This is a genomic window from Micromonospora sp. BL1 (assembly GCF_003667485.1).
Classification (GTDB): Bacteria; Actinomycetota; Actinomycetes; order Mycobacteriales; family Micromonosporaceae; genus Micromonospora; species Micromonospora tulbaghiae.
In genome coordinates, this window is sequence record NZ_RCVK01000123.1 from 1 (window position 1) to 10683 (window position 10683).

Annotated in this window: 9 protein-coding genes; all 9 read right to left on the bottom strand. The window is 69.2% G+C overall.

All coding sequences use genetic code 11. The features are described from left to right. Positions 1-2: 2 nt before the first annotated feature. Positions 3-2702, bottom strand: coding sequence for a DNA polymerase I (polA, locus tag EAD96_RS01655; protein WP_121683022.1), 2700 nt, complete (start codon positions 2700-2702; stop codon positions 3-5). Between the two features lie 72 nt (positions 2703-2774). After that, on the bottom strand, positions 2775-3527 hold the full coding sequence (locus tag EAD96_RS01660; protein ID WP_199733037.1) for an amino acid ABC transporter ATP-binding protein: 753 nt from the start codon (positions 3525-3527) through the stop codon (positions 2775-2777). A gap of 53 nt (positions 3528-3580) precedes the next feature. Next, entirely contained in the window at positions 3581-4558 is a 978-nt protein-coding gene (locus EAD96_RS01665) for an amino acid ABC transporter permease (RefSeq protein ID WP_121683024.1), read from the bottom strand. Positions 4559-4562: 4 nt separating this feature from the next. Next, positions 4563-5468: an ABC transporter substrate-binding protein gene (locus EAD96_RS01670; RefSeq protein ID WP_121683025.1), complete on the bottom strand. Its 906-nt coding sequence runs from the start codon at positions 5466-5468 to the stop codon at positions 4563-4565. Positions 5469-5500: 32 nt separating this feature from the next. Next, a complete protein-coding gene (locus tag EAD96_RS01675; RefSeq protein ID WP_121683026.1) occupies positions 5501-6211 on the bottom strand; it encodes an ABC transporter ATP-binding protein in 711 nt (236 codons plus the stop codon). Then, positions 6201-6965 (bottom strand): ABC transporter ATP-binding protein, encoded by a 765-nt coding sequence (locus EAD96_RS01680; protein ID WP_174361811.1) that lies wholly within the window; start codon positions 6963-6965, stop codon positions 6201-6203. The genes EAD96_RS01675 and EAD96_RS01680 overlap by 11 nt, the downstream gene beginning before the upstream one ends. A gap of 73 nt (positions 6966-7038) precedes the next feature. After that, positions 7039-8178, bottom strand: a complete 1140-nt coding sequence (locus EAD96_RS01685; RefSeq protein WP_121683028.1) for a branched-chain amino acid ABC transporter permease — start codon at positions 8176-8178, stop codon at positions 7039-7041. Continuing rightward, a complete protein-coding gene (locus EAD96_RS01690; protein WP_121683029.1) occupies positions 8175-9125 on the bottom strand; it encodes a branched-chain amino acid ABC transporter permease in 951 nt (316 codons plus the stop codon). Before EAD96_RS01690 ends, EAD96_RS01685 begins: the two co-directional genes overlap by 4 nt. A 105-nt stretch (positions 9126-9230) precedes the next feature. Then, on the bottom strand, positions 9231-10391 hold the full coding sequence (locus EAD96_RS01695; RefSeq protein ID WP_121683030.1) for a branched-chain amino acid ABC transporter substrate-binding protein: 1161 nt from the start codon (positions 10389-10391) through the stop codon (positions 9231-9233). Positions 10392-10683 lie beyond the last annotated feature (292 nt).

The following is a 10683-nucleotide window of genomic DNA, read 5'->3' on the forward strand; positions in this document are numbered from 1 at the left end:
GGTCAGTGGTCGGCGCTGTTCCAGTCGCGGCCCTCGCCCACCGACACCTCCAGCGGCACCGACAGCGGGTACGCCTCGCCCATCTGCTTGCGCACCAGCGCCTCCAGCGTCTCCCGCTCGCCCGGCGCGACCTCGAAGACCAGCTCGTCGTGCACCTGCAGCAGCATCCGGGACCGCAGCCCGGCGTCGCGCAGCGCGTTGTCGACGTGCAGCATCGCGACCTTGATGATGTCGGCCGCCGAACCCTGGATCGGGGCGTTGAGCGCCATCCGCTCGGCCATCTCGCGGCGCTGCCGGTTGTCGCTGACCAGGTCGGGCAGGTAGCGGCGGCGACCGAGGATGGTGGAGGTGTAGCCGTCCTGGCGAGCCCGGGCCACCACCTCCTGGAGGTAGTCGCGGACCCCGCCGAACCCGGCGAAGTAGTTCTCCATCAGCCCGCGCGCCTCCTCGGCGCTGATGCCGAGCTGCTGGGACAGGCCGAACGCGCTGAGCCCGTACGCCAGGCCGTAGTTCATCGCCTTGATCTTGCGGCGCTGGTCGGCGGTCACGTCGCCGACCTCGACCGTGAAGACCGAGGACGCGGTGGCGGCGTGGAAGTCGTGCCCGGAGTTGAACGCCTCGATCAGCGCGTCGTCCGAGGACAGGTGCGCCATGATCCGCATCTCGATCTGGCTGTAGTCGGCGGTGAGCAGGCACTCGTAGCCCTCGCCGACGACGAACGCGCGCCGGATCCGCCGCCCCTCCTCGGTGCGGATCGGGATGTTCTGCAGGTTCGGCTCGGTGGAGGACAGCCGCCCGGTCGCCGCCACCGTCTGGTTGAACGTGGTGTGGATCCGGCCGTCGTCGGAGACCGACTTGAGCAGACCGTCGACAGTCGACTTGAGCTTCGCCACGTCGCGGTGGCGCAGCAGGTGGTGCAGCAGCGGGTGCTCGGTCTGCGCGTAGAGCCACTGGAGCGCGTCGGCGTCGGTGGTGTAACCGGTCTTGATCCGCTTGGTCTTGGGCAGGCCCAGCTCGGTGAAGAGGATCTCCTGGAGCTGCTTCGGCGAACCGAGGTTGAACTCCCGGCCGACCACCTCGTACGCGCTCTGGGCGGCGGCCTTCACCTCGGCGGCGAAGTGCGCCTCCAGCTCGGAGAGGTAGTCGGTGTCGGCGGCGATGCCGGTGCGCTCCATGGTCGCGAGCACCCGCATCAGCGGCAGCTCCACGCCGGCCATCAGCCGGGCCGACTGCTCGCCGTCGCGGGACAGCTCGGCGTCGATCGCGTCGGCCAGGTCGAGCGTGGCGCGGGCCTGGAGCATGAGGTTCTGCTCGGCCACGCCCTCGTCGCCGAGCCCGTCGAGCGTGAGCTGACCGGTCTCCGGCGCGTCGACGCGCAACTCCCGGTGCAGGTAGCGCAGCGCCAGGTCGGTCAGGTCGTACGAGCGCTGGTCGGGGCGGGCCAGGTAGGCGGCGATCTGGGTGTCGCGGGCGATGCCCTGAAGCTCCCAGCCGTGCGCGGCGAACGCCAGCACCGCCGGCTTGCTGTCGTGCAGCACCTTCGGGCGCTCGGCGTCGGCGAGCCACCCGGCCAGCGCGGTCTCGTCGTCGGCGCCCAGGGCGCTCGGGTCGAACCAGGCGCCCGCGCCGGCGGCGGTGGCCAGCGCCATCGCGGTCACCGTGGCGGTGTGCCGGCGGTTGGGGCCGGTGTCGAGCGTGACCGCCAGGCCCACCGGGGCGCCCGCCGGGGCGTGCGTGTCGAGCCAGCCCGCGAGCGCGCCCGGCTCGGTGAGCACCTCGCCGGCCAGATCGAAGCCCGCCTCGGCCTCCGGCTCGACGGCTTCCAGGTATTGGTAGAGCCGGTCGCGCAGGATGCGGAACTGGAGCGTGTCGAAGACCTGGTGCACGGCTTCGCGGTCCCAGCCCTGCCAGCGGGCGTCCTCGGGGCGGACCGGCAGCTCCAGGTCGGAGACCAGGCAGTTGATCTCGTAGTTGCGGATCACGTCGGCCAGCCGTTCGCGCAGGCTGTCGCCGGCCTTGCCCTTGATCTCGTCGGCGCGGGCCACCACGCCCTCGACGCCGCCGTACAGGTTGATCCACTTGGCCGCGGTCTTCGGGCCGACACCCGGTACGCCCGGCAGGTTGTCGCTGGTCTCGCCGACCAGCGCGGCCAGGTCGCGGTAGCGGTCCGGGGTGACGCCGTACTTCGCCTCGACCGCGGCCGGGTCCATCCGGGCCAGGTCGGAGACGCCCTTGCGCGGGTAGAGCACTGTCACCTGCTCGCCGACGAGCTGGAACGCGTCCCGGTCGCCGGTGGTGATCAGCACGTCCATGCCCTGGTCGCGGGCCTGGCAGGCGAGCGTGGCGATGACGTCGTCGGCCTCGTAGCCCTCCTTCTCGACCACCGGCACGCGCAGCGCGGCGAGGACCTCCTTGACCAGGCTGACCTGGCCCTTGAAGTCGGTGGGGGTCTCGCTGCGGCCGGCCTTGTACTCGGAGTACCTCTCGGTGCGGAAGGAGCGGCGGGAGACGTCGAACGCCACGACGATGTGCGTCGGCTGCTCGTCGCGCAGCACGTTGATCAGCATCGAGGTGAAGCCGTAGACGGCGTTGGTCGGCTGCCCCGTGGTGGTGGAGAAGTTCTCCACAGGCAGGGCGAAGAAAGCCCGGTATGCCAGGGAATGTCCGTCGACGAGGAGCAGGCGCGGCGTCGTAGCTGTCACGGCTGCGACTCTAGTCCGTACGCCCGACAACTCCGGCCTCCGGTGCGGCGCGCGCCGCACCGGAGGCCGAGGTCAGAGAACCTTGGCCAGGAACGCCTTGGTCCGCTCGTGCTTCGGCGCCGAGATCACCTCGCGCGGGTCACCCTGCTCGACCACCACGCCGCCGTCCATGAACACGAGGTGGTCGCCCACCTCGCGGGCGAAGCCGATCTCGTGGGTCACCACGATCATCGTCATGCCGTCGCGGGCCAGGTCCTTCATCGTGTCCAGCACCTCGCCCACCAGCTCCGGGTCGAGCGCGCTGGTCGGCTCGTCGAACAGCATCAGCTTCGGCCGCATGGCCAGCGCCCGGGCGATCGCCACCCGCTGCTGCTGGCCGCCGGAGAGCTGACCGGGGTACGCGCCGAGCTTGTCGCCCAGCCCCACCCGGTCCAGCAGCTGCGCGGCGTGCTCGCGGGCCTGCGCCTTCTTCGCCTGGCGCAGCAGCACCGGCGCCTCCATGACGTTCTGCAGCACCGTCATGTGCGGGAACAGGTTGAACCGCTGGAACACCATGCCGATGGCACGGCGCTGCGCGGCGACCTCCTTGTCCCGCATCTCGTACAGCTTGCCGCCGCGCTCCCGGTAGCCGATCAGGTCGCCGTCGACCCAGATCCGGCCGGCGTCGATCTTCTCCAGGTGGTTGATGCAGCGCAGGAACGTCGACTTGCCGGAGCCCGAGGGCCCCAGCAGGCAGCACACCTCGCCGGAGCGGACCTCCAGGTCGATGCCCTTGAGCACCTCCAGCGGCCCGAACGACTTGTGCACCTGCTCGGCCCGCACCATCAGGCCGGACCCGGCCGTGGGCGCGGTGGCCTGCGCGGGCACGATCAGCTCGGTCACTTCACCACCCCCGCGCCGCCACCGGCCTCGGCCGTCATCCCTCGCAGCCTCAGCCGGGCCCGCCCGGTGACGCCGTATCCCTTGCCGAAGTGGCGCTCCAGGTAGTACTGGCCGACGAGCAGGATGCTGGTCAGGAACAGGTACCACAGGCACGCCGCGACGTACATCGGGAAGATCTGGAACGTCCGTTTGCCGACGGCGTCGAGCTGGAAGAACAGCTCCACGCTCACCGGCACGTAGAGCAACAGGGACGTGTCCTTGAGCATGGCGATGGTCTCGTTGCCGGTCGGCGGGATGATCACCCGCATCGCCTGCGGCAGCACCACCCGGCGCAGTAGCTGGGCACGGCTCAGGCCGAGTGCCTGAGCGGCCTCGGTCTGACCGGGATCGACCGACTGGATGCCGGCCCGGACGATCTCCGCCATGTACGCGGCCTCGGAGAGCGCGAGGCCGAGCAGACCGGCCATGAAGCCGGTGAGGATGTCACGGGAGGAGAACCCGAACAGCCGCAGTTGCAGGTTGTCGATGCCGAACAGCTGGCCGATCTGGGTGTCGAACGGCACCCCGAACTCGACCCGGCTCCACAGGATGCCGATGTTGCCGAAGACGGCCAGCAGGACCAGCCGGGGCACGGCCCGGAAGAACCAGGTGTAGAGCCAGGCCACGCCGCGCAGGATCGGGTTGTCCGACAGCCGCATCACCGCGATCACCACGCCGAGCGTGACGCCGATGAGCATCGCGCTGACAGTCATCAGCACGGTGCCGCGCAGCAGGCCCTCGATGATCGGCGGCCGGAACATCTTGTCGACCATGAAGGACCAGTTGAAGGCCTCGTTGGTCACCAGCAGGTGGACGAACATCGCGGCCAGGACGGAGAGCACCGCCACGGCGACCCATCGTCCGGGGTGCCGCACGGGCACGGCCTTGATCGGTTCCGGCCGTGCCCGCGCGGTTGTCGCTTCCTCGGTGGTCATGTCGTCACGGGTTGATCGCGGGGTCCGTGATCGCGCCGTCTCCCACCTTCCACTTGTCGAGCACCTGCTTGTACGAGCCGTCGGCGATCACGGCCTTGGTGGCGTCCCGCACCGCCTCGGCCAGCTGCGTCTGCTCCTTGGCCAGCACGTAGCCGTACGGCGCCGCCTCGTACTGCTTGTCCAGCAGCTCCAGGGCGTCGTTGGACTGCGTCACCGCGTACACGCCGACCGGGTAGTCGGCCAGCATCGCGTCGTCCTTGCCGGACACGACGGCGGCGGTGGCGGCGTCCTGGCCCGGGAACTGGTCGACCGTGATCGCCGGCTTGCCGGCGTCGGTGCACGCCTTGGAGCGCTTCTGGATGTCCTCGACCTGGACCGTGTCCTTCTGCACCGCGATCTTCTTGCCGCAGGCGTTGTCCAGCGCGACCCCGGCCGGGTTGCCCTTCTTGGTCACCCACTGCGTGCCGACCTGGAAGTAGCTGACCATGTTGGCCTGGCCCTTGCGCTCGTCGTTGATGGTGAACGACGAGACGCCCGCCTCGTACTTGCCCGAGTTGACGCCGTTGATGATGTCGCCGAACGGCGCCGAGACGAACTCCGCCTTGAGGCCCAGCTTGGCCGCCACCGCGGTGAACAGCTCGACGTCGAAGCCGATCACGGTCTTGCCGTCGGTGTCCAGGAACTCCGCCGGGGCGTAGGTGGAGTCGGTGCCCACCACGATCTTGCCGTCCGACTTGATCGCGTCCGGGACCTTCGCGGCCAGCGCGGCGTCGACCGACGACGCGACGCTGGGACCGCCGCCGGGCTGGTCGGTGCTCTCCTCCTCGCCGCACGCGGCGAGGGAGAGCAGCAGGACGGCCGCACCGGCGACGCCGAGCGCCGCCCGCCGTCCGGGGTTGGGGTGGAACATGGCTGTACTCCTTATTGCGAGGGGTCGGCCGGTCAGGCCACGCCGAGGTAGGCCTCTTTGACCGAGGGGTCGTGCAGCAGGTCCGCGCCGGTGCCGCTCTTGACGATCCGGCCGGTCTCCAGCACGTACGCCCGGTGGGCGCGCGCCAGCGCCTGCTGGGCGTTCTGCTCCACCAGCAGGATCGTGGTGCCCTGCTGGTTGATCTCCGTGATGATCGTGAAGATCTGCTGGATCAGCATCGGCGCGAGACCCATCGACGGCTCGTCGAGCAGCAGCAGCTTCGGCCGGCTCATCAGCGCCCGGCCGACCGCGAGCATCTGCTGCTCGCCGCCGGAGAGCGTGCCGCCGGCCTGCTTGCGCCGCTCGGCCAGCCGCGGGAACAGGTCCAGCACCCGGGCCAGGTCCTGCGCGATGCCGGCCTTGTCGCGCCGGGTGTACGCGCCCATGTCGAGGTTCTCCAGCACCGTCATGCCGGGGAAGATGCCCCGTCCCTCGGGTGCCTGGCACAGCCCGCGCCGGACCCGCAGGTCGGCGCGGAGCTTGGTGATGTCCTCGCCGGCGAACTTGATCCGGCCGGAGGCGACCGGCCGGATGCCGGAGATCGCCCGCATGGTGGTGGACTTGCCGGCGCCGTTCGCGCCGATCAGCGCGACGATCTCCCCCTCGTCCACGGTCAGGCTGATGCCGTGCAGCGCCTGGATCCGCCCGTAGAGCAGGCTCACGTCCTCGACCTCAAGCAGCATCGTCCGGCACCCCCAGGTACGCCGCGACCACCTTCGGGTTGTCCCGCACCTCGGCGGGCAGCCCTTCGGCGATCTTCTTTCCGAACTCCAGGACCACGATCCGGTCGGTCACGCCCATCACCAGGCGCATGTCGTGCTCGATCAGCAGCACCGTCACGCCCTGGTCCCGGATCTGCCGGATGAGCTGGAGCAGCTCCTCCTTCTCCGCCGGGTTGAAGCCGGCGGCCGGCTCGTCCAGGCAGAGCAGTTTCGGATCGGTGGCCAGCGCGCGGGCGATCTCCAACCGCCGCTGCTCGCCGTAGGACAGGTTGCGGGCGAACTCGTGCATCCGGTTGCGGATGCCGACGAACTCCAGCAGGCGCTCGGCCTTCTCCCGGCCCTCGCGCTCCTCCTTCCAGTGCCGCGGCAGGCGCAGCAGGGCGGAGATCACGCTGGTCTTGTGGTGCGCGTCCGCGCCGACCTGGACGTTCTCCAGCGCGGTCATCTCCGGGAAGAGACGGATGTTCTGGAACGTACGGGCCATGCCCATGCGGGTGATCTGGTGGCGCTTCTTGCCACTGATCTTCTGGCCCAGGAACCGGATCTGCCCCTCGGTGGGCTGGTAGATGCCGGTCATCGCGTTGAAGCAGGTGGTCTTGCCGGCGCCGTTCGGGCCGATCAGACCGAGGATCTCACCCTTGTAGAGGGTGAAGTCCACGTCGTTGAGGGCCACCACGCCGCCGAAGCGCAGCGTGACGTGGTCGACCTCCAGCAACGGCTCCCGCTTGTCGACCGCCTCGACGGCGGGGGCCGCCGCCTGGACCGGAACCTTCGGGTTCTGCTCGGTGTCACTCACCGACGATCACCTCCTTGCGGCGGTCCTTGAACTCCGCCGCTCGTCGCCGGTTCGGGATCAGGCCCTGCGGCCGGAAGATCATCATCACCACGAGCACCAGACCGAAGAAGAGGAACCGGTACTCGTACAGCTCCACGCCGAACAGCTCGATGCCACGGAACCGCTCGATCATGTACGCCACCAGGCCACCGCCGACGATCGCGCCGACGATGTTGCCCGAGCCGCCGAAGATGACAGCGGCCAGGATGATGATCGAGTTGAGCAGCTCGAAGTTCTGCGAGTTGACGAAGTTCTGCTTACCGGCGAACAGCGCGCCGGCCAGGCCGGCGATGGCCGCGCCGGAGGCGAACGCCCACAGCTTGAACTTGAACGTCGGCACGCCCATGAGCTGGGCGGCGTCCTCGTCCTCGCGGATCGAGATCCAGGCCCGGCCGACCCGGCTGTGGGTCAGGTTCCGCACCCCGATCACCACCAGGATGATCAGCGTGAGCACCAGCCAGTAGTACGGGCGGGCGTCGAGCACGCCGAACCACGGCCGGCCGTCGGCGTACTGGCCGGGCGGGTGCGGGATCTCGCTGAAGCCCCGCTGTCCCCGCAGGAACTCGGAACTGACCGCCGCGATCCGGATCATCTCGGCGAAGCCGAGCGTCACCAGCGCCAGGTAGTCACCACGCAGGCGCAGCGTCGGCGTACCCAGCATGACGCCGGAGACCATGGTCAGGGCGATCGCGATCGGCACCACCAGCAGCCACGGCCACAGCGTCTTGAGGTTGCTGCTGGGCGAGGTCAATACCGCGACCGTGTACGCGCCGACGGCGAAGAAGCCGAAGTAGCCGAGGTCGAGCAGGCCGGCGAAGCCGACCACGATGTTGAGCCCGACCGCCAGCAGCACGTAGATCGAGACCGTGAACAGCACCTGGGTGAAGTTCGCCCCGGGCGTCGGGATCGGCCCGAGGTACTGGTAGAACTCCTTGTTCGGCAGCGCGTAGAAGAACGCGATGACCGCGGCGAGCAGCACCCAGCGCACCCAGCGCGGTGCGTGGCGCCAGCGCTCCGAGATCGCGTGCCGGCCCTGCCGCAGCTTGTCCGCCGCCGTCTCCCGCCGCTCCGGCGGGTCGATGGTGGTCGTCATGCGCGTGCCCTCCCCAGTGATTCGCCGAGCAGACCGGTCGGCCGGAACATCAGCAGCACGACGAGCACCGCGAACGCGGCGAAGTCCTTCCACTGACTGCCGAACAGACCCGAGGCGTAGTTCTCCACGACGCCGAGCAGCAGGCCGCCGATCAGCGCGCCGCGCAGGTTGCCGATACCACCGAGCACCGCCGCGGTGAACGCCTTGAGACCCAGCAGGAAGCCGACGCTGTAGGTGAGCGTCTGGATCCGCACGTCGTAGAGCAGGCCCGCGACACCGGCCATGGTGCCACCGGCGATGAAGACCATCAGGATGATGCGGTCCTTGTTGACGCCCATCAGGGCCGCCGTGTTGGCGTCCTGCGCGACCGCACGGATGCCGCGGCCGGTACGGCTGCGGTTGATGAACTGGTCCAGCGCGAACATCATCACCAGCGCGGAGCCGACCGTGAGCAGCTGCACCGCGTCGATCGGCACCCCGGCGATGTGGAACAGCGGCTCGGAGCTGACCAGCCGGGGCGCACCCTCCGGCAGACGCCGCGTGTAGACGCCGAACGCCTCGGAGATCGCGATCGAGGCGCCGATCGCGGTGATGAGGAACGCCAGCGGCGGCGCGTTGCGCTTCCGCAGCGGCCGGTACGCCACCCGTTCGATCACCGTCGCGGTGCCCGCCGAGGCGATGGCCGCCACGATCATCGCCACCAGCAGGTAGAACAGGATCGAGCCGACGCCGCTGACCTGCGAGTTCTGGTCCAGTCCGAAGCCGTTCCAGGTCCAGATCGCGGCGAACGCGCCGGCGATGAAGACCTCGGAGTGGGCGAAGTTGATAAGCCTGAGCACGCCGTAGACAAGCGTGTAGCCGAGCGCGACCAGGGCGTAGATGGCGCCCTGCGTCAAGCCGGTCGTGGTGAGTTCCCCGAAGTTGGAGAACAAGCCGTCGAAGTCCAAGGGAGGGACACTCCGTCGCTCAAGAGAAAAAGAAGGTGCGGCCGGGAGCCAGCTCCCGGCCGCACCCGCGATCACAACTCAATCGCCAGCCCAGCGATCGACCGATCAGGACTTGGGGATCTCCTGGTCCGGGACGACCTTGCCGCCCTGCACCTTGAACGCCCAGACCTTGACCTGCGCCGGGTCCAGCTCGCCACCCTCGACGAACTTGTAGGTCGACGCCACGCCCTCGCCGTTGTAGCCCTTGACGAACTCCAGCAGGTCGGCACGGGTGGTCTTACCGGCCTTGATGCCGGCCAGCAGGATGTTCGCCGCGTCGAACGCGGTGTCGCTGTAGGTGCCCGGGTCGGTGCCGTTGAGCGCCTTGAAGTCGGCCGCGAAGGTGCCGCGCGCCTCGGTGGACGGCTGGCAGGGGCAGGTGAGGATGGTGCCCTCGGCAGCCGCCTGGCCGGCGGAGGTGATGTAGGCGCCGTCGTTCACGCCGTCACCGGCGACCAGCGGGGCGGTGACGCCGGCAGCGGTGAGCTGCTTACGGATCAGGCCGGCCTCCTGGTAGTAGCCGCCGTAGAAGACCGCCTTCACGTTGGCGGCCTTGACCTTGGTGACCACACCGGAGAACTCGGTCTGCTTGCCCTCGCCCTGGACCTTGTCGCTGCCCACGACCGCGGGGCCGAGCACCTTCTTGACCTCGTCGGCCAGGCCGGCGCCGTAGGCGGACTGGTCGTCGATGACGTAGACCCGGTCGGCCTTGAGCACGTTCTTCATGTAGACGCCGGCGGCGGGGCCCTGGCTCAGGTCGTTGCCGACCGCACGGAAGAACGTCTTCCAGCCCTTGGTGGCCAGGGTCGGGTTGGTCGCGGAGGGGGTGATGGTGACCAGACCGGCCTCGTTGAACAGCGGGCCGGCGGCCTCGGACTCGCCCGAGTAGGCCGGACCCACGACACCCAGGATCTTGGTGTCGTCGATCGCCTTCTGGGCCAGACCCGGCGCCTGGTCCGGGCTGCCCTGCGAGTCGAGCTCGGCGAGCTCGACCTTGCAGTCCGCGTTCTCCTTGTTGTACTTGTCGACGGCCAGCTTGACGCCGTTCTTCTCGTTGATGCCCAGCGCGGCCGAGCTTCCGGTCAGCGCGCCGAAGAAAGCGATCTTGCTCCCGCAGGCGCTGCCCCCGGAACCCTCATCGTCGCTGCCGCTGGAACAAGCGGTGCCACCGGCGACGAGCGCCAGCATGGCGACCCCGCCGATCACGCGTGCGAGCTTCTGCCTCAAGGCCCGAACCCTCCTCCGTCCATGATCCGAACCACCCGCCGCTGATTGGCCCTTGCGGGGTGGACGAACCAAGACCGTCGTCGCCGGTCTGGGGCGGGACGTTATCCCACCGCGAGCGGTGGCGTAAGACCTGGAAAGCGGGGTTGACCGAACCGTTACACGCCGTGGCGGATTCAAGCCCATCGGCGTAAGAACCGAAGGCACGCAAAGGCTTTCGCCGACTATTCCTCGGTAACGGGCCAGGCCCTCCCCACCCCCTGTCTCTTATACACCTCTGACGCTGCCGACGAAT

Excerpts from the sequence above, each read along its gene's own strand:
- EAD96_RS01660 (WP_199733037.1), bottom strand. The coding sequence starts at position 3,527 with ATGGTGCGGGCCGAGCAGGTGCACAAGTCGTTCGGGCCGCTGGAGGTG.
- EAD96_RS01665 (WP_121683024.1), bottom strand. The coding sequence starts at position 4,558 with ATGACCACCGAGGAAGCGACAACCGCGCGGGCACGGCCGGAACCGATC.
- EAD96_RS01675 (WP_121683026.1), bottom strand. The coding sequence starts at position 6,211 with ATGCTGCTTGAGGTCGAGGACGTGAGCCTGCTCTACGGGCGGATCCAG.
- EAD96_RS01685 (WP_121683028.1), bottom strand. The coding sequence starts at position 8,178 with ATGACGACCACCATCGACCCGCCGGAGCGGCGGGAGACGGCGGCGGAC.
- EAD96_RS01670 (WP_121683025.1), bottom strand. The coding sequence starts at position 5,468 with ATGTTCCACCCCAACCCCGGACGGCGGGCGGCGCTCGGCGTCGCCGGT.